The sequence below is a fragment of the Acinetobacter sp. ANC 4648 genome (genome assembly GCF_002135345.1).
In the GTDB taxonomy this organism is placed as follows: domain Bacteria; phylum Pseudomonadota; class Gammaproteobacteria; order Pseudomonadales; family Moraxellaceae; genus Acinetobacter.
The window spans coordinates 132,738-153,211 of the sequence record NZ_NEGI01000002.1 but is presented as its reverse complement, the minus strand read 5'-3'; the positions used below and the strand labels follow the sequence as shown (position 1 = coordinate 153,211).

General features: G+C 35.5%; 14 protein-coding genes. 12 read left to right on the top strand and 2 right to left on the bottom strand.

Features of this window, described 5'->3' with window-relative positions; genetic code table 11:
• The first annotated feature begins 119 nt into the window (after positions 1-119).
• Together B9T27_RS03840 and B9T27_RS03835 are read left to right on the top strand one after the other, a co-directional pair.
• The gene (locus B9T27_RS03840) at positions 120-1,172 is read left to right on the top strand and encodes an AraC family transcriptional regulator (RefSeq protein WP_086205542.1); all 1,053 of its coding nucleotides are present in this window, start codon (positions 120-122) and stop codon (positions 1,170-1,172) included.
• Between the two features lie 321 nt (positions 1,173-1,493).
• Positions 1,494-3,185 (top strand): hypothetical protein, encoded by a 1,692-nt coding sequence (locus B9T27_RS03835; RefSeq protein WP_086205939.1) that lies wholly within the window; start codon positions 1,494-1,496, stop codon positions 3,183-3,185.
• A 1,132-nt stretch (positions 3,186-4,317) separates the two neighbouring features.
• On the opposite strand, the gene gorA is transcribed toward B9T27_RS03835, so the two are convergent.
• Complete coding sequence (gorA, locus tag B9T27_RS03830; RefSeq protein ID WP_086205541.1) at positions 4,318-5,670, bottom strand: glutathione-disulfide reductase; 1,353 nt, start codon at positions 5,668-5,670, stop codon at positions 4,318-4,320.
• A 611-nt stretch (positions 5,671-6,281) separates the two neighbouring features.
• Between gorA and B9T27_RS03825 the strand changes: the two genes are divergently transcribed.
• The 7 genes from B9T27_RS03825 (at position 6,282) to B9T27_RS03795 (ending at position 15,284) form a co-directional block, all read left to right on the top strand.
• Positions 6,282-6,845, top strand: coding sequence for a GNAT family N-acetyltransferase (locus tag B9T27_RS03825; RefSeq protein WP_086205540.1), 564 nt, complete (start codon positions 6,282-6,284; stop codon positions 6,843-6,845).
• A gap of 217 nt (positions 6,846-7,062) precedes the next feature.
• Positions 7,063-9,255, top strand: coding sequence for a TonB-dependent receptor (locus B9T27_RS03820; RefSeq protein ID WP_086205539.1), 2,193 nt, complete (start codon positions 7,063-7,065; stop codon positions 9,253-9,255).
• A gap of 724 nt (positions 9,256-9,979) precedes the next feature.
• A complete protein-coding gene (locus tag B9T27_RS03815; protein WP_086205538.1) occupies positions 9,980-10,660 on the top strand; it encodes a paraquat-inducible protein A in 681 nt (226 codons plus the stop codon).
• A 53-nt stretch (positions 10,661-10,713) separates the two neighbouring features.
• On the top strand, positions 10,714-11,463 hold the full coding sequence (locus B9T27_RS03810) for a paraquat-inducible protein A (RefSeq protein ID WP_416224384.1): 750 nt from the start codon (positions 10,714-10,716) through the stop codon (positions 11,461-11,463).
• 7 nt (positions 11,464-11,470) lie between these two features.
• Positions 11,471-13,138, top strand: a complete 1,668-nt coding sequence (locus B9T27_RS03805) for an intermembrane transport protein PqiB (protein ID WP_171263334.1) — start codon at positions 11,471-11,473, stop codon at positions 13,136-13,138.
• Positions 13,128-13,856: a PqiC family protein gene (locus tag B9T27_RS03800; protein WP_086205536.1), complete on the top strand. Its 729-nt coding sequence runs from the start codon at positions 13,128-13,130 to the stop codon at positions 13,854-13,856. Before B9T27_RS03805 ends, B9T27_RS03800 begins: the two co-directional genes overlap by 11 nt.
• A 270-nt stretch (positions 13,857-14,126) precedes the next feature.
• Positions 14,127-15,284 (top strand): catalase family protein, encoded by a 1,158-nt coding sequence (locus B9T27_RS03795; protein WP_086205535.1) that lies wholly within the window; start codon positions 14,127-14,129, stop codon positions 15,282-15,284.
• 166 nt (positions 15,285-15,450) lie between these two features.
• Here the strand turns inward: B9T27_RS03795 and B9T27_RS03790 are convergent, their stop codons facing one another.
• Positions 15,451-16,260 (bottom strand): IclR family transcriptional regulator domain-containing protein, encoded by an 810-nt coding sequence (locus tag B9T27_RS03790; protein WP_086205534.1) that lies wholly within the window; start codon positions 16,258-16,260, stop codon positions 15,451-15,453.
• 149 nt (positions 16,261-16,409) lie between these two features.
• On the opposite strand from B9T27_RS03790, the gene pobA reads away from it, so the two are divergent.
• From pobA to B9T27_RS03775, 3 genes are all read left to right on the top strand, one after another.
• Entirely contained in the window at positions 16,410-17,615 is a 1,206-nt protein-coding gene (pobA, locus tag B9T27_RS03785; RefSeq protein WP_086205533.1) for a 4-hydroxybenzoate 3-monooxygenase, read from the top strand.
• A 141-nt stretch (positions 17,616-17,756) separates the two neighbouring features.
• The gene (locus tag B9T27_RS03780; RefSeq protein ID WP_086205532.1) at positions 17,757-18,629 is read left to right on the top strand and encodes a hypothetical protein; all 873 of its coding nucleotides are present in this window, start codon (positions 17,757-17,759) and stop codon (positions 18,627-18,629) included.
• A 97-nt stretch (positions 18,630-18,726) separates the two neighbouring features.
• Positions 18,727-20,424, top strand: a complete 1,698-nt coding sequence (locus tag B9T27_RS03775; protein ID WP_228146137.1) for an amidohydrolase — start codon at positions 18,727-18,729, stop codon at positions 20,422-20,424.
• The last annotated feature ends 50 nt before the right edge of the window (positions 20,425-20,474 follow it).

Genomic DNA, 20,474 nt, shown 5'->3' with positions numbered 1-20,474 from the left:
TGAACTAATCATTTATTTTATATGAAGTATTTACAAGTGTATAAAATTTTGAATTACTTTAATCTTATTCTAAATTACAATAATTAATGATGAGGAATTAATTATCTAGGACGATAAGGATGATCACCGCTTTACCAAAAAACATTGATGATACTCTTGAAATTCAGGTGCTTATTGGACTTGTTAAACATTTTCTTGAGCACGCAACTTTTTTTGGAATCAATAGAAAGGAGCTTCTGTTACAAGGCGGTTTGACTGAAGAGCAATTAGGGGATTCGAATCAGTGTATTTCACTCAGCTATTTTGAAAAGATGATTTCATATACTTATAACGTTTGTAATAATTCATTGGTTTCTTTAAGTTTTTCTAAAAAAATGGATTCAACCGCTTATGGGGTTTTAGGCCATCTAGTTCCTTTGTCTTCAACTTTAAGTACAGCCATTTATACCTTAAAAGAATACCAAGCCTTAATTGGGTGTATTGGTGATATTTCTATTCAAATAGAATCAGAGATCATTTATTGGAAATGGAAATGTAGGTCTAAAGATCCTATTTTTATTCGTTGTGGGACAGAATACAATTTTGCATGGTGGATTAGCTTAGTCAAATTGGTTCGTGATGAGGGGCATTCTGTCCTGAAAGCTGTTCATTTTACGCATACTTTGGCTGCCCCTGAATTACAAAAAATGTATGATGAGTTTTTTGGATGCCCCGTTTATTTTGACCAAAAAGAAGCTGCTCTGTTATTGCTACCTCAGTCACTTAATATGACGCTAAAAACAGCGAATTCAGGGCTGTACGACAGTGTTAAAATATTTGCTCAAAAATTGCTTGAACAACAAAAAGTTGAACAAACCTTTACTGAGCAGGTCAGAGCGCAAATTTATTTATTGTTGCATCAACAACGATTATCTCGTGAAAATGTTGCAGAACAATTGGCGGTTAATGTCAGAACGTTGAGTAGAAAATTACAACAAGAAGAAAGTGCCTACAGTAAAATTTTAGATCAAGTTAGATTTGAGCTAGCTCAAAATTATTTAGTCAATTATCAGCATTCGGTTGTATTTATTTCGAAGGCACTTGGTTTTTATACCAGTCACTCATTTATTACATGGTTTAGATTACAAACTAACGTAACACCAACTCAGTATCGTAGAAAACTAAATAATTAAAATATATAGTTTTTTTTGAACATATTGGTTTTTCCTAAAATGATTTGTCCTAAATTCGAAACTCTATGACTCAGAAGCGTAATTTTTTTATTCTTCGTTCAGAATATTATCAAGAGAATGATCAAGCAGATTTTCTAAAAATTCTATTATTTGTAAAAATTTAGATGATTTATTTTGATTTGGTTTTTGGTAGAGCCTGTGGCCTAAGTCTTAAGTCAGCAGGAAAGGGAATATAGATAAAAGTTACTCATCTGGCTAAAAGCGAAAGTGGACTTGTATCAAATACAAGAGCTTGCTATGAGTAAAAATCAAGGAAAAGATATGAAAATTCATCAAGTGTATAAACATTCTCTGGGTCTTATTTTACTTAGTTTTGCGGTTACAGGTTGTGGCAGTGATAACGATAGTGTCTCTAGTACACCTCCAGTAGTGGAAGAGAGCTGTCCAGCAGTTATAGACGAAAAATTATTTGCAGATATAGCTACTTTAGAAAGAATGGTACAAGTTGGGCCGGAAATAGCTCAGTTACGCTCTACAGGAAGCCAAGCGCATAATCAACTCATTGACTGGATTGAAGTAGAAGCAAAAAAAATAAATGGTATGCGCGTACAGTCAGACAGTTATGAAATTGAACGTTGGCAACCCTCTATATCCGCAGAAAATGGTAAGGGACGTAGCTTGTCACGTTCAGGGCAGTTGGTTGTGAATGGTAAAGATATTCCTATTGCAGGAGCTGTCCCTTATTCATTGGGAACTTCAGATGCTGGAAATACTGGGCAATTGGTTTATTTAGCCAGTAATCAGCCAATTACTGCTGAGCACAAGGGAAAAATCATTGTTCGTGAAATACCTACAGCACAGGATCCTATTTATGCAAATATGGTAGCACCACCTTATGCATTTTTATTTCAGTTTGCGAAATATTTAAGTTCAGGACTAAATGATCTTAAAACTCAACGATATGATAAGCCATTTTTAGCAGGCGAATTAATGAATAAGGATTTAATCGCTGCTGGAAAAGTTGGCGCTGCTGGCCTTATTCTTGGTTTTGATGTACCACGCGATCAAGTGAAAGACTACTTTGACCCTCATAATGGGTTGCATTATCGACTTCCCGCTGTTTTCTTAGGCTCGGATGAGTTTGCTGATATTAAAGCATTAGCAACAGGTACAACGGATGCACGTATAGTTGTTCATGCTGAGCGAGATAAAGCTATTACTCGCAACTTGATTGCAACATTACCAGGAATGAGCAAGGAAAAAGTGGTTTTTGTTGCCAACACCGACGGCAACACTTGGGTGCAGGAAAATGGGGTTGCTGGCATGGTGGCTTTAGCACAATATTTTGCAAAATTGCCAAAAAAATGTCGACTTAAAACTTATGAATTTGCATTCAATACTGGGCATCTTCATATGTCTAAAGAAGGCACTTTCCGATATATGGAAAATCTAGATAAAGAATATAATGAGAAAAAAGTCAGCTTTGTTTTTGCGGTGGAGCATTTAGGAACGCGCGAAATATTAGCAAAACCTCGTCAAGATGACGGGGTAGGGCGCACTTTAGAATTTTCTGGACGAGCTGAACCACAAGGTTGGTTTGTAGCTGAAGGTCATGCCTTAATGCAAAATATTGCAATAGACGCTGCAAAAAGACATCAATTACCAAGCGTTTTTATTGGTACGGGTCAAGATGTACCAGTGCCAGATCGGTCTCCGAAACAATGTAACTTTGGTGGTATAGGAAATGCATCGCATGCTAATTTGATTCCAACAATGGCAACTATCTCTGGCCCTTGGTCACTGTGGGCACCTTCATTTGGTAAGGATGCTATCGATTTTAATTTAATGCGTAACCAGCTCTTGGCAATAGGTGATTCAGTATTGGCATTACAACAACATTCTCAAGCCGAAATTGAAGGGCCTTATACCGCTTGGAGAGTTGCTCGTGATCAGGGAGGGAAAGTCTGCTCTCATTCTACAAATAGGGGTGTGGAAGATGCACCGGTCGAATAATAGATGATCTTGTTAGAAAGTAATGAGTGCTATTTGTTAAGTTAATATATAAATATTACTTAAATGTTTATTTATCTTAATAGAACAATCTTTAACTTATGTACGTATAAATTGAAGATAAAATCTATTACTAATAATAAAAAAAAAGAAGGCAAGTTAGCCTTCTTTTTTTTATTAAAACTACCCAATCTGATAAGAATAAGTACCATTACTGATACTGACTTTACGGGTGTGCTCAATTTTACAGCATGGGCACGTTAGGGTTCACCTCGAACTTATATACTTTCAGCTGCTATAGACTTTTAATTAAACTTATTTGCAGCACTATATTTTTATATGGTGCTGCATGTTGCAATTATTGAATACATCTAATCAAACCAGTAAATCATTTTGTATGAAAAACTAGTAATAGAAATCATGAGATCGTAACAATACGAGTTTAAAATTAAATTTTAATTATATTTATTTCTTTTTTATTTTTTCAATCGCTCTTTGTTGCACAAAAAATTAAAAGCAAAATTTTCTCTCAGTAGTTCAAATTTACGTTACAACCCAGATAGATATAAAATCTACTTAATTCGGTAAATTTATTGAATAAGTCTATATGGGCATCAATTTGATTAATTTGACTTTTCAGGGACCTTGTAACCTATTTATTGCTTAATAATTTAATACGAAAAATCTAATTTCGATCCAACGCCAACAATAATAATCCGACCACTGTGGCAAAGTGTTTTGTTTGTCTAAAAGTTTAACTATTGTCAGTAATTAATTTAGTACAAGAGTACGGTCATTTTTAGATGGAAGCTTAGTTATTTATAAATGAGATCACTACTATTATCTAAAAAGTTTGATGCAAAAATACTCCCTGTTTGATTTTCAATATTTTGATGCTATTTAACATCCACTTAGGAATCTGCAGGCGTTCTTTGCTAGTTTTGTTAAACCTAAAATTATTTTATCTTTACTTAGATCGATTATGAGATTTTCATGATTTCAGCAGTTTTGGATAAGTTAAAGTTCTATCGGGTAGTATTTTTTAAATACTTCTTGAGTGTTAAAAATTCATAATTTAACCATTAAGTTCAAAGAAATAAGAGCAAATATAAAAATAAATGCTCTTTACTTATGATCAGTGCATTGTGACAAATTCTTCGGCCGATGTAGGATGTATGGCAACAGTATTATCAAAATCTTTTTTAGTTGCCCCCATTTTTAGAGCAACTGCAAAACCTTGAAGTATTTCATCCATACCGTAACCAATACCATGAATTCCCACTACTTTTTCCTCAGAACCGACGCAAATCAATTTCATTTTAGTGAGTTGTCTATGCTCAGTTACTGCCGTATACATGGATGTAAAAGATGATTGATACACCTTCACACTGTCTTTGCCAAACTCTTGTAGTGCTTGCTCTTCTGTAATTCCAACTGTTCCTATTGGTGGGTGGCTAAACACGACGGTCGGAATATTTTGATAATCTAAATGTTCATTCGGCTTATTGTTAAATAGACGTTCAGAAAGTCTTCGACCTGCCGCCACAGCCACAGGAGTTAACTCAACCTTGCCTGTAATATCACCGACAGCATAGATCCCTGACTGTGTTGTATTTTGATAATCATCCACTTGGATAAAACCGTTTTGATTGAGTTGAACCTGAGTCAGACTAAGATTTATAGCTTCAAGTGATGGCTTTCTACCAATCGCCCAAATAAGGCAATCCACTGTATGTTGAGTACCATCTTTTAAGTGTAAAACAAGTGAGTTGTCTTCTAGTTTGGTTACTTTATTTACTTGGCTATGAATATGTACTTTAATGTTTTCATTTTGCATATGCTCTAATAGAGTCTCACCCAGAAATTGATCGAGTCCACGTAATGGTTGCTGCTTACGAATAAAGATGTGTACATCGGAACCTAAAGCCTTAAGTACCCCAGCCAATTCCACAGCAATATAGCCAGATCCAACAATAGCAGTACGTTTTGGTAGCTCCTCTAACTCAAAGAAACCGTTAGAATCAATACCGTATTCAGCCCCTTCAATTTCAGGCTTGAATGCATGTGTTCCCGTAGCAATCAAAATATGATCGGCTGTGAATTTTTCACCATTCACTTCGATGGTCTGTGCATCTATAAATTTTGCAAAACCATGAATTACATCAACATTATTTTTCTTTAAACCAGTATTGTATGATGTATGAATTCGACTGATATATGCTTGTCTATTTTCGATTAACTTTTGCCAGTTAAATGATTTTAATTCTGTTTGAAATCCATAATCTGTACCATACTTATTAATTGCATCTGCAATTTGAGCTGCATACCACATCACTTTTTTGGGAACACAACCCACATTTACACAAGTTCCTCCAATGTCTCCCATCTCAATTAATGCGCATTTTTTACCATATAGAGCAGCGCGATTGACAGATGCAATACCACCACTTCCACCACCAATCGCAATATAATCATAATGTTTAGACATAAAAGAAATTCCTATATTTTTAAATTAAAAAATTAATGATTTAAGTATTCATTTTGATGACAAATCTAAACTTAACATCTCCTACTTTTAAAAGTTGTAACACATCATTAACGCCTTCTAATGCTACGATTTATATATCAGTCTGAATGTTTTCTAACAGACTGAAATCAATTGTCTTTTCAAATTGATAGGGTATTCCTATGGGTAAATTTTGAATAATATTTTTCCAATCATAAACTTTTTAGAGAATAACCAAAGAGAATTTTTTCCAGCATTGAAAAGAATGGATTTCTCTTTTTGTTTAAATGGCTCTGTTGCATAACGCTTTAACTTTTAAAGTTTTATGCAACAGAGCCTTAATGAATTACTTTATATTTCATTAAAAATTAAATTGTAAAAAAACAAATTATTTTGTGTTTATGTTAAATCAATCACATTTCAGTGGTTGAAAAATAAATTCAATTTGGTTAACTTAAGGCATTGAATTTAAATTTTATTTTTTTTAATTTCTGGAATTAATGTTCTTTTTTTATAATAATTTAGTGAGTGGTTTGTGTTAAATGTAAATTTAAATTGTGTGAAATGTAAAGATTTTTTATAAATTAAAAATTATGATCAAAAAAGTTTCAATTTGTTTTTTGTTTGTGTTCCTACGTGCACTCACGTTGCCACAAGATTTTCCATTGCTCTACAAATGGATGCATGAACCCTATGTGATTCCACAATGGCAACTGAATAAACCCAAACTGGAACTGGCAGTATATTTTGAAAAAATGCTGATTGACGATCATCAACGGCTTTATATTATTCAAATTGAAGGACAAGATGTTGGCTATTTAGAAATATATGAAGCCAAGCGAGATAGACTATCTTTGTATTATTCCGCTTTAGAGCATGATTTAGGTTGGCATGTACTATTGGGTGAAAAAAATGTGGTGGGGAAGGGACATTTTAAAGCCGTGATGCGTATGATGTGCTATTTCGTTTTTGAATATTCACGGGCAGAGAAAATTGTTGGAGAACCCGATGAAAATGTGAAATCTTATGAGTATGTCGCACAAGAAATTGCTTTTGAAGCACAACAAAAAATTCAAATGTTAGAAAAAACAGCCATTTTGTATCATTGTTTTAGAGAGAAGTTTTATGAAAAATGTGGGGAATTTATACCACCTTGAATTAGATGATCTCCACTGATATTTTTGAATATTTTTTGTATTAGAGCATTTTTAGATATTTTTAAAATTCGAGTTCTATCGCTCGAGCATATTTGTATCATCCATTTTATTCAACACTGTTAAAAAACATTCAAAAAAAGAAACAAAAGTTTTACAATGTTAATGATAATGATTACTATTCGCGACAACATTAATAATTATGATTTAGGGAATAAGAATGCGGCTCTCACACTTTAGTCTTTGCTTTTTAACCACAGCTATTTGCACTCATCTGTATGCAAATGACGTGAATACTGCACCATCATTAGAAACAAAAAAAGCAGACACACAGTTAGCAACAATTGTGGTAACGGCAACACGTACACCGACAAGTATTGCAGAAGTTGCTGGAACTGTTCAGACCATTCGTGGCGATGAAATTGCTCAACAGGCAGGAGCGGGTCGCAAAATTGCCGATATTTTGGCGCAACTTGTACCGTCTTTAGCACCAAGTAGCGGAACAACCAGCAATTATGGTCAGACTATGCGTGGGCGTAATGTGCTGGTCATGATTGATGGGGTATCGCAAACAGGTTCTCGTGATGTGGCACGTCAGTTGAATAGTATTAGTCCAAATATGATTGATCATATTGAAGTAGTTTCTGGCGCAACCAGTATTTATGGTTCAGGGGCAACTGGCGGTATTATCAATATTATTACGAAACGTGCTGATAAATCAAAACCTGTAGCCTTTCAAACTAAGTTAGGTGTGACATCGGCGGATAATTTCCGCAGGGATAGTTTGGCGTATCAAGTTGGGCAGACCGCTTCATTTAGTAATGACAAAGTGGATGGCTTCTTAGGTCTAGATTATACCAGTCGCGGTTCTCAATTTGATGGTAATGGTGATCGTATTTCATTAAGTCCTTGGCAAGGCAGCACCATGGATACAGATACCATCGATGTAAATAGTCGTTTAAACTTTAATTTAACGGATGATCAAAGCTTAAGTTTTGGGGCTCAATATTTTAAAGACAAACAAGATACAGAATATGGACCAGATTACTCTTATTTAAAAACTAAAACGCAACCCTCTTATAAAGCGATTAAAGGTTGGAGCTTAGATAATCAGCCATTTACAGAGCGTTATGCATTTAATACTCAGTATCAAAATCAAGATGTTCTTGGACAAATTTTGAATGTAGAAGCGTATTACCGCAATGAAAAGTCACGCTTTGTGCCTTATGGTTATTCAGCGGATGGTGTTGCTGTGAAACAAAGCCAGTCCAATGTTGACTATGCAGGTATTCGCTCTACGGTTCAATCGGACCTTAAAGTTGCAGAGCGGGACTTAAAACTGACTTATGGTCTAGATTATGATTGGGAAAAAGATCATCAATGGGCTGAACTCTATAAGCCAAGTCATAATGGTTTAGTCTATACCCCAACGGGTGAAACACAAGGTTCAGGGCCAGATACAGAAATTCAAAATATTGGTGCATTTGTACAAGGAGATTATGCTTTAACGGATCGTTTAAATATTCAAACAGGCGTTCGTTATCAGTATGTTCAAGCAGATACAGAGAGCTATCTAACGGCACGTAAACCCTATACTTTAATGCCTGCTGATTCGACAGATTCTGATAAATTCTTATTTAACTTAGGTGCTGTGTATAAGTTGACGGATGATCAGCAAATTTATGCAAACTTCTCACAAGGCTATAGTTATCCTGATGTACAGCGTGTATTACGTGATGTTGCGGCCTATACATTAACAACCTCTGGTATTGCACCAATTACGGTAAATAGTTATGAATTAGGCTGGCGCTTAAATCAAGATGCAGGTTTAAATTTAGGTTTAACAGGTTTCTATAATACCTCTGATAAAGTGGTACAGTTTAACTCCGATCGCTCAGTGAATATTGTAGACACAGATCAGAGGGTTTATGGTGCTGAAGCGATAGTAAGTTATCCGTTTATGCAAAATTATAAAGTAGGTGGGACGTTAGGATATACACGTGGCCAATATAAAGATGCAGCACATGATTGGCATGAATTAAATGCTTTTGTTATTTCACCAATGAAAGGAACGCTATTTGCTGAGTGGAATAATGATGAGGGTTATGGCGTACGCGCACAAATTCAAGCCATTAAAGGGACTGATAAAGCTTATAAAGATGACCAAAAATTAAAAGCAATGGGTATAACCGATAGTAATAGTGCGGCAGATATTAAAGGCTATACCACAATGGATGTATTAGCTCATTTTCCTGTTGCTAAAGGCCGTGTAGATTTTGGTGTTTACAATCTTTGGGGACATCAATATAAGACAGTATTTGCCCAACAGGCAGCAGTAACCAATGCCAATCCATTATTAGCTATTCCTGCGGAAGGACGAACATTTGCGTTGAGCTATACAATTAATTATTAATTATTTCGATAAAAGTATTCATAAATTCTATGGATACTTTTAATTTTTGGGGATAGAACTGCTTTGTTGTGCTAACTTTGCATAGAAGGCTTATTTAATCATACAATTTTAAAATGAATAAGCCTACGCCTTAAATGAATTGCACTATCGATTGACCCGAATGTATAAGCCGATATTACGAAGTATTCATTAATCGTAAAAATACAGCATTTTGTTTCTCTTGAAAATAATCCATATTTTTGTAAATCCGTAATTTTAATGCTATGGTTTTATAGGATTAATTTTGTCCCATATAAAAATTTGAATTCAGCAAAGCTTATTACGACGAATGCTAATGTTTGTTTAGGTCTCACAATGATAAATAGTAATAAGAAGCCAAATAGTTTGATATAAATTTTATAAATACTAATATCTATTACCCATATCTAATATGAATAATAGGCTATTCTTTTTTTATTATGCAAAATTTCAGTTGCAGGAAAATTTCTAAAGCTAAGATTGCTGAATTGTGAGGTTTAACCATTTGCTTTTCTGCCGCCAAGTAAAAACTTGGCATACAACATTTGAATCTATATTTTAAAATTACTCAAATGTTGTCCGATTATTGTTTAAACAGAGGGAACACTATATGCTTAAAAAGCATGATAATTCACTCTTATGATAGTAAATAAAAACAGCATTTATTTTCAATTTTAAAATGTATAAAAAAAGGTATTTAAGCTGTATGAGCCAATCATCCTCAACACATTCAGCTTCATCATCTCCAAGCCAATTGGATTTGAACGGTTTCCATGATTTATCATTGAGGGAGCTAGCAGGGTGTGAGGAGTGTGATACAGTTTATCGTAAGGTTCCACTTGAGCTAGGTGAGCGGGCATATTGTGTATGCTGTGGCGCTGAGCTTTATCGGCAAAGTAAATCATTCACTGTATTATTAGCCTTAGTAATCACTGCACTGATTGTATTTGTCATTGCCAATAGTTTTCCAATAGTTAAGATTGAATTGCAAGGGAATGATTCACAGACCACATTACTCGGTTCTGCATGGGCAATGTTCCATGCTGATAGGGCTTTAGTGGGTATATTAATACTCATCACCACTTTCATTGTTCCTTTAATCGATATGCTATTACTCATTTATGTGCTTTCATCGATTAGTATATTTAAAACCAAACCCAGATATTTAGTTATTGCCCTACGGACTATTTTCTTATTTAGAACTTGGGGGATGATTGAGGTTTTTTTAATTGGTGTTTTAGTAACATTGGTTAAACTGAAAGGAATGGTCGTAGTGATTCCTGAGGTCGCACTTTGGGCATTTGCAGTATTGAGTGTGTTATTGGTTTATATTGTATCGGTTAAGGTAAAAGACATCTGGAATGAAATTGATCGGTGTTTACTATGAAAGCTGATGAGATAACAGATCAGATTAGCTTAATAAGTGATGAATCTATTCCTATGCGGCAGCAATATCCCAGAGCTACGGATTTGTCACTGACGTTATGTCATTGTTGTGGTTTGTTAAACCCATTAATACACAAAACACAAGAAAATCAAAAAAGATTAAAGTGCTCAAGATGCCATAGTACATTACACCACCGTAAGCCTAGAAGTTTAGAGCGAACCACTGCGCTGATGATTGCTGCTAGTATTTTATATATTCCGGCAAATGTTCTACCGATGACCATAACAGGTTCTCTGTTGGGCTATCAGCAAGATACCATCATGAGTGGTGTCATCTATTTTTGGCAAAATGGTGATTACTTAGTTTCTACTGTTATTTTCATGGCCAGCATTGTTATACCAATGCTGAAATTGGTACTTTTGTGTTTATTACTGCTAGCGGTACAGATGCAATCATCACAGCGCTGGCATTTTTCACCCGAACATTGTTCCATATTGTATCGGATTGTTGAATTTGTTGGACGTTGGTCAATGATTGATGTGTTTGTAGTTGCCTTGTTAACTGCATTGATTCAGATACAATCCTTAGCCACTATTTTAGCAGGGCCAGGTTCTGTCGCTTTTGGTGCTGTCGTGGTTTTAACTATGTTTGCCTCACTGAGTTTTGACCCACGTATTATCTGGGATAATTACTATAGCGCTAGAGGGCGATATGATGAAGAGCCTCAATCCTTAGAAAGTACAAGTATTATTCAAGTGGAAGCATCTCATTTGAATAATGATTTCTCTAATTTCAGCAAATAAAAGAATGATGACTATGTCTGAAAATAAAGTAAACAACGAGAACTCAGATCATCACGAGACAGATATTGGACAAGAGAATCAACAGCGATTACCTGAGCCACAAAAAAAGAAAGGACGATGGAGACCCTCATTAATTTGGCTCATTCCATTCATTGCATTCTTGATTGCTCTATCATTGGCAGTGAAGACCCTGCTCAATACTGGACCCACTATTCATGTTTCTTTCAAGACAGCCAATGGCCTTGTTGCAGGTAAAACCACAGTTCGTTTTAAACAAGTGGATATTGGTTTGGTACGTCAAATTGGGCTTTCGGATGATCGTTCACATGTCATTGTTAAAGTTGAGCTACGCAAGGATGCTCGTAATTTTGCTGCAAAGGACTCGCGTTTTTGGGTGGTTCGTCCACGCATAGACACGAGTGGCGTATCAGGGATTGATACGCTATTGTCTGGTGCTTATATTGAAGTAGATGGCGGAAATGCGAAAGAAGAAGAAGATAAGTTTATTGGTTTGGAAGTTCCCCCTGTCATATCCTCTGATGTTCCAGGAAAAGCATTTTTTTTAAAAGCGAAAGATTTAGGTTCTCTCGATATTGGCTCTCCAATTTATTATCGTCGAATTAATGTAGGGCAAATTACTGCTTATAAACTGGCTGATGATGGTAAAAGTGTTGAACTTCAGACTTTTATTCAGTCTCCCTATGATAAGTTTGTGACAACAGATGCACGGTTTTGGCAGGCCAGTGGTGTGGATATTAGTTTAAGTGCTTCAGGTTTTAATCTGAATACACAATCACTTGCCAGTATTATTGCTGGTGGTATTGCTTTTGGGTATCCAGAAAATTCAAATGCGACTATAGCCATGAACAATAGCCACTTTAGTTTATGGAGTTCACGCACAGAAGCATTGAAAGTTCCAGATGGGAAGCCTCGTCAAGTAATTATGTATTTTGATAAGTCGTTACGTGGTCTGGCGGCAGGTGCACCTATTGATTTCATGGGGATTGATATAGGAAGTGTTAACTCTATTAATGTTGAGTTTAATTCGACTTATACTCAATTACGCATGCGTGTTGAAGGTATTATTTATCCATCCCGTTTAGCTCAAGGCAAGGAGCTAGATCCTGATGGTGTGATTTTTAAACGCTTTATACAAAATGGATGGCGTGCTCAGATGCGTACAGGAAATTTACTGACTGGGCAGAACTATATTGCTTTAGATAAATTCCCTAACGCAAAAACAGCCGTACTTAAAATGCGAGCGAATGGAGTAGTTGAAATTCCAACAACACCAACAGAATTAAGTGGACTACAGGCTCAAGTTTCACAAATTGCAGATAAATTAAATAAATTCCCATTGGTAGAAATCGGACAGGATGTACGTAAAACTTTAAATAATATGAATACCACAATAGAGTCTACTGACAAGTTGGTCAAACAGTTAGATAGTAAGGTCGCGCCAAGTATGCAGGCAACACTTGATGAAGTACGTAAAACAATGCAATCAACTGAGTCCATTTTTTCAAGTGACGCACCTATGCAACAAGATGTACGCCGTGCTTTACAGCAGATGACTCGTGCAGCTGCATCTTTACAATTAATGTCAGATTATATTGAACAACATCCTGAGTCATTGATTCGCGGGAAAAAGTTAGAGGTTGAAAATGTTAAATAAAAAATACAAAACACCTAGCTTCGCGCTTTTTCCACGGCGCACTATTTCACGCCTTACGCTTCTATCGATGCTGATAGGATTGACAGCGTGTTCGAGTTCCCCTACACCCAACTATTATACTTTGACACCCAAAATTACACCTTTAATCAGTGCTACAAATATACGGATGATCGAGGTTTTACCCGTAGGCTTACCAGATCGGTTAAATCGTATACCAATGGTTTTACAGGAAATAAGTGGTAAGTCTAATGTTCTAGATAATGAACGGTGGACCTCAATTTTAGCTTCTGAGCTACGTGATGGTTTATCCGCGGGTTTACAGCAAAAATTAGGTGCAGTAGACCGCTACAATAGTGGTGTAAGGGGCAGTGGGGTTTCTTATCGAATTGCAACAGACTTTTCCCATTTCGATATTGTGGATCAACCCAGCACGAATCTTTTAATGGGCCCTATAGATCGTAAAATTGAGGTGGCCGTAGCGTGGACGATCAAACCTGATAATCCAAGCCGTGCGTTAACTCAAATGAATACACAAAATCTTCAATTAAGTTGCCGAATGACTTTTACTGATATTGTTGCGACAGATGGCAATAAAATTCAAGCGATTGTCGATGCTTCTCGTCAATCACTGAATCAGGTCATTAATGCTGTAGCTGCATCTGTGGTTGCTGTTGAGTCTAAAACAAAAGTAAATAGACCGGATGTTGTATGTTTCTAAAAAATGAGCTTTTAGATCATAAGTTGAGTATTAAGAGTATGCTTATCCATTGTGTATAAGTATAAAAATACCCACTGATGGTGCATGAAAAGTAATGATGATGTTTGTATAAAGTAGAATTTTTTAGATTTAAAGCATTGATTTTAAAGATTCTATACACGGTTAATGTATGACATAAGAGATAGTTGGTTTTATAATTCAGACAGTGTATCACTATCATTACAATAAAATTTAATGTGATATGACCTTTACAGTAAGGAGAAAATCAAAATGGCCAATTTTATACAGCCGATTCCCTTCAGTATGTTATTTGCTTTAGCACCATTTATCGTGGCAATTAGTGGTTGTAGTACGATACCATCTAAAAATACCCCACCCACAAGGCTGACCAATCCTAACCCAATTCTGTACCCCAGCATTGATTCGGGGCTCAGTGAAAAATTGTATCCTAATGAACAAGAGATCGCCACAGGGATTGCGGATGTTATTGAACAATCGATTCGTCAACAATATGCTTCAGGCACTGCCCGCCGTGATGCTCATCCAAAAGCGCATGGTTGTGTACGAGCCGAATTCCATGTGATGGAAGCACTACCAAATCAACTTGCAAAGGGCATTTTTATTCCTGGCCAAACATATCAAGCATGGATTCGTTTTTCTAATGGTTCACGTGATGCAAAAAATGCAGATATTAAAAGAGATGCACGCGGGATGGCAATCAAACTTCTAGGTGTATCAGGGGAAAAACTCTTAGAAGATGAAAAGTATGCGACTACGCAAGACTTTATTATGATTAATCATCCCGTATTTTTCGTCAATGATCCTCGACGTTATATGTCATTGATGCAAGATATAAATAGTGAGAGTTTTTTCAGAAAGCTACATCTTCCGTTTGGATTGGGGGCTAAGGGAACTTTTATTGCTTTAAACCTTAATACACAAATTTCCAACCCTTTACAAACTCGATATTGGTCCATGGTTCCTTACCAGTTAGGCATAGGCCCTGATCGTCAGGCAGTCAAGTATTCTGTGAGATCTTGCTCAGCAAAAACAGCCCCAATACCGAAAAAACCTAGTCATGACTTTTTGCGAGATGTGCTCCGAGAGAGCTTGCAAAAGGGGGATGCTTGTATGGAGTTCTTGGTACAACCTAGAACATCAAACAAGTTGGCCATCGAAGATTCTATGACGGAATGGAAAGAAAGCCAAGCTCCATTTTATCAGGTGGCTACAATTCGTATTCCGCAACAGGTTTTTGATACACCTGATCAGAATAAATTTTGTGAAAATCTTTCTTTTACACCATGGCATGCTTTACCAGAACATAGACCCCTTGGGAGTGTGAATCGACTGCGCAAAGTAATTTATGATCGGATTAGTAGAGTCAGACATGAAATGAATTCAGCTAAAAGACAAGAACCGTTGTAATCAGTTTTTGTCATCGTTCTCTTTGATTGAGGATTGTCTGATTCTAATTTAATGATAATTAATTTATAGTCAATGGATTATATGGGTTTAAGTATAGTGCCATGCTGTAAAATTAACTAATGGCTACATTGTTAGATTCCATTTTGAATTTAAAAATTAAGCCAGACTAGATCATATTCCGTAATTCATAGGCTGTATTTCGTAGTAAAGGTAAGATTTTTTGGATCAGATGCTCATCTGTGACCCGATTCATTTGTGACATACAATTTAAGGCCGCGACGGCTTGAGCATTGGCATTTAAAATAGGGACAGCAATTGCAACAATCCCAAGTTCATGTTCTTCTTTAGATAAACAATAATCCTGAGTGGAAACTTGTTGTAGGGCTTGATAAAAGTCAGGTTCATTTTGAATAGTATATGGTGTTAAGCGTTTTAAACCATGTTGATCTAACCACGTTTTTTGTTCTTCTCGATTTAAAGTTGCCAATAATACTTTACCTGTAGATGTTGCATGTGCAGGTAAACGATTTCCAAGATGCATACCATAAGGACTGACTTTTAAATTATCTTGCTGTGGTAAATAACTCCGTGCAATAGGAACGACTTCGTCATCATCCAATACGACAATAGAATAGGTGAGTGATGTTTGCACACAGAGCAAATTTAAAATAGGCTGAACGACTTTGGGTAAGTGCGCAGAACTTAAATAAGAACTAGAAAAGCGTAAAACTTTATGTGTGAGCCAAAAATAGTGATCATCACCATCGAGATAACCTAAAAATTTTAAGGTGCGTAAATAACGTCGTGCCGCAGTACGACTGATTGCCGTCCGTTCAGCCACTTGGGTCGCATTAAGTTTTTGTCGATCTACTCCAAAGGCCTCTAATAGGTTTAAGCCTTTGGCTAGCCCCGAAATATAATCATCATTTGAAATGGTTTCACCAGAAGCTTTATTTATAATTAAATCGTAACGCATGTTAGTCCTTGCTGAAAAAAACATCATTCCATGAAGTTTTGTCCGATATACGGTCATAAATACCGTATATCGGTAGATATATAACAACAACTATAGCTGAAAAATTATAAAAAAATTAAGTTAAGTGCATCGCTTAGGAAAAATAAATAATGGAAATTTTACAGACTCAAGTTGCAATTATTGGTTCAGGGCCTGCTGGTTTGTTATTGGGGCAGCTTTTATATAAAGCAGGCATTGAACATATCATTATTGAACAGCGTAGTGCTGATTATGTCTCGGCTCGCATTCGTGCAGGTATTTTGGAACAGGTTTCTGTTGATTTACTTGAAAAAGCTGGTGTAGATAAACAATTAAAAGAATTTGGATTACCACATACAGGTATTGAAATTTTAACTGGTGGTGAAAAGCATCGTATTGATTTATCTGGTTTAACGCAAGGTAAACAGGTCACAGTTTATGGACAAACTGAAGTGACTAAAGACCTTATGCAAGCCCGTGAAGAAGCGAATTTAACTTCATTTTATGAGGCTGATGACGTTAAAGTTTATGGTTTTTATGGAAAACCTTATATTTCCTTTAATAAAGATGGAAAATTCTATCAGGTAAATTGTGATTTTATTGCTGGATGCGATGGCTATCATGGTATTTGCCGAGCAAGTGTACCCGAAGACAAAATAAAAACTTTTGAGAAGGTTTATCCATTTGGTTGGTTAGGTGTTTTAGCAGATGTTCCTCCAGTTTCAGATGAGTTGATTTATGTTCAATCTGAGCGTGGCTTTGCGCTGTGTAGTATGCGTTCTGAAATTCGAAGCCGCTATTATTTACAAGTTCCATTAACAGATAAAGTTGAAGATTGGTCGGATGAACGCTTTTGGGAGGAACTCAAAAATCGTCTTGATAAAGAGAGTCAAGAGAACCTTGTTACGGGGCCTTCTATAGAAAAAAGTATTGCGCCACTCCGCAGCTTTGTCACTGAACCTATGCGATTCGGTAAGTTGTTTTTAGCAGGTGATGCCGCACATATCGTTCCTCCAACTGGAGCAAAAGGGTTGAATTTAGCTGCTTCTGATATTGCCTATCTTTCAGATGCATTAATTGAGTTCTATACGCAAAATTCTGAAGAAGGTATCAATCAATATTCAGAAAAATGTTTAAAGCGTGTATGGAAAGCAGAACGTTTTTCATGGTGGATGACACATTTATTACATCGTTTTGAAGGTGAAAGTGAGTTTGATTTAAAAATTAAACAGGCTGAACTGGCTTATGTGCTTGGTTCTCACGCGGGACAAACCACATTAGCAGAAAATTATGTCGGTCTTCCCTACGAAATCAACAACTTTCAAGCAGCAAGTTAATCAATAAAATAATGTGAAAAAACTTTATTTAAATTCTGGATATGAATTTTATTACCAATACTGAGAAGCATTAAATGTACGCTGACTGAATTTGAAGTAATAAAATTCTAATGTAAAAATCATGACAAGGAATATAGTCATATGAAATATAATTATTTAACCATTGCACTATTATTGATGCCAATGAGTAGTTTTTCGAGTGAAGTTGAAAGCAAGGATTTTAAATTTTCAGGCAATATTTCCGCAGTTTCTGCATATATTAATTATGGAGCAACGAATGATCCTGAAAATGATAGTGCCACACTTCAGACTACTTTAAAGTTCGATTATAAAAATTTTTATTTTGTATATTTTAATTCTAAGTTGGGTTATTCATTTAGTGAAATTCAACGTGATGAAAATAGATATAAACGAGCCGAAGAAAATGTCAGCGGTAGAGTTGATTTAACTGAAGAGGAATATGCGAAAGAAGTTGAAAGAGAATATAATAATTTATCTTTAACCTCTAAACGAGCATCTTCATTTAGTTTTTATGAAAATGATTTCATTCTAGGTTATGAAAATACATATAAAAAATTAAACTATGATATCAATTTAAAATATTTATATTATGCTGAAAGTGATCATACAGGCGGCATTGCAGCAGAGGCAACTTTTAAATATCCACTTCGTGAAGACAAAGATAAAATAGGTGTTAGTTTTGAAACATACTTAAATGATGTGTACTTTATGAATAAAGGCGATACATATATTGAGTTTAATTACGAAAATGTTTTAGCACCAAGTTATTATTTAAATTTATATGCTGGATTCTCATATTTTAATGGAAATGGTAAGTATGTAAAAGGTACAACTGAAGATCTTATATTTAAACATGCGACAGTAGAAGTTGCTCATTCTTTGGATGAAAAAGAACAAGTCTTTGGTTGGATGCAATATATTGTAGGTGGTAAAGACCGATATAGTGAAAATCAAAAGAATATGGTTGTTGCTGGTTTAAGTTACAATTTTTAATCTATTAGTAATTAAATTTTTTATATAATTAAGGTCATCGGTAATGAAGAAAACTTTTAAAAAAACAATTTTAACATTTAGTTTAAGTGTATTATTTATGAGTACAGCTTGGTCAAATAATGTTGAAAGTATCTATATCAATGGTAAAGTTTATACGGCAGTAGATAATGCACCATTAAAACAAGCGATTGCAATTTCTAATGATGGAAAAATCGTAAGTGTAGGTAGTAATGCCGAAATAAAGAAAATGGCTGATTCAGATACCAAAGTTTATGACTTGGGTAATAAAGTATTAATGCCGGGACTTATTGACAGCCATATTCATGCTTTAGCTTCTGGTGTCGAAATGACATTAGCGACAATGGGTGAAGGTGAAATAGACATAAAAGCTGTAGAAAAAAAACTGAGACAAGCTCAGCAAGATGGTACAGGTATGGCTGGCGATGTTCTAATTCTAAATGGTTTATCTTCTGAATACTGGGATTTATTGGATCAGTTATCTGAAGTGTTTAATCACAATGAATGGAAAAATCTGCCTATTGCATTGATTGGTAGTGATCATCATACAGCTTGGGCAAATCAAGCTTTATTAAAAAAAGCTGGAGTCGACAAAAAATTTGTTAAAGCTCTTTCCGTAGAAAATAAGCAAAATATTAAGCATAATCAAAAATTTGAACCTACAGGATTTTTAGTTGATTCAGGTTGGGATGTCGTTAGTGAAAAAATCCCACCGCTATCACATGATTTAATGTATAGAGGATCGAAGGATGCGGTAAGTTATTATAATAGCCTAGGACTGACAGCTTGGTTAGACATCGCAGCAAATGCACGGCCTCTTCAGGGTATTTTTAATATTAAAAATACTGAAAATACATTGGGTATGATTCCAATGTATAAAGAGTTATCTGAAAAGGGCGAATTAACCGCTCGTGTTTCAGGATTACATGTCATTAATTCAAAAAGCACTCCAATAGTTTTTGATACACTTGATAAAATTAATAGTAAATATAAGAATGTAAATAATTTTAATTTAATTGGGGTAAAAGTATTTGCAGATGGTGTCTTGGAGTATCCAGCACAATCCGCGGCATTATTAGGTCACTATTCCAATTCTAAAAAGAGTGGTGATTTATTATTTGATCCACAACAATTTAAACAACTCGTCGATGTAGCGGATCAACGTGGCATGCTTGTACATATCCATGCGATTGGTGATAGAGCTGTACGTGAATCATTAAATGCATTTGAATATGCAAGATCTAAACGTCAAAGTCATGTGCCACACTCTATTACGCATCTTCAGCTTGTAGATCCTACGGATTATGGTCGTTTTAAACAGAATAATGTTATCGCATCTATGCAATTGGCATGGGCTTATGAAGATAGTTTCAATAAGGAATTGGTTAAACCTTATATTAGTGAAGCATCTTATCAAGGAATGTATCCTGCACATTCATTATTAAAAAATGAAGCGATTATTGCTGGGGCGAGTGATGCTCCTGTTTCAACAGCGAATCCTTTTATCGCAATGGCTACAGCAATTACACGTATCGGTATGGATGGAGACTATTTAAATAAAGGTGAGGCAATAGATCGTGACTCAGCATTCAAAGCGTATACGATTAATGCTGCAAAAGCGCTTGCTTTAGATAAACAAATAGGGACGCTGGAATCTGGGAAAAAAGCAGATATGATTTTAGTCGATAGAGATATTTTTACAGTTTCACCAGAACAGTTGGCTGAAACCAAGGTGGTTTGGACGATATTTGATGGTAAAAAAGTGTATCAGCAATAATTTTTCTTACTAAAAATTAATATCATATTCATAAAAAAGCCCATTACTGA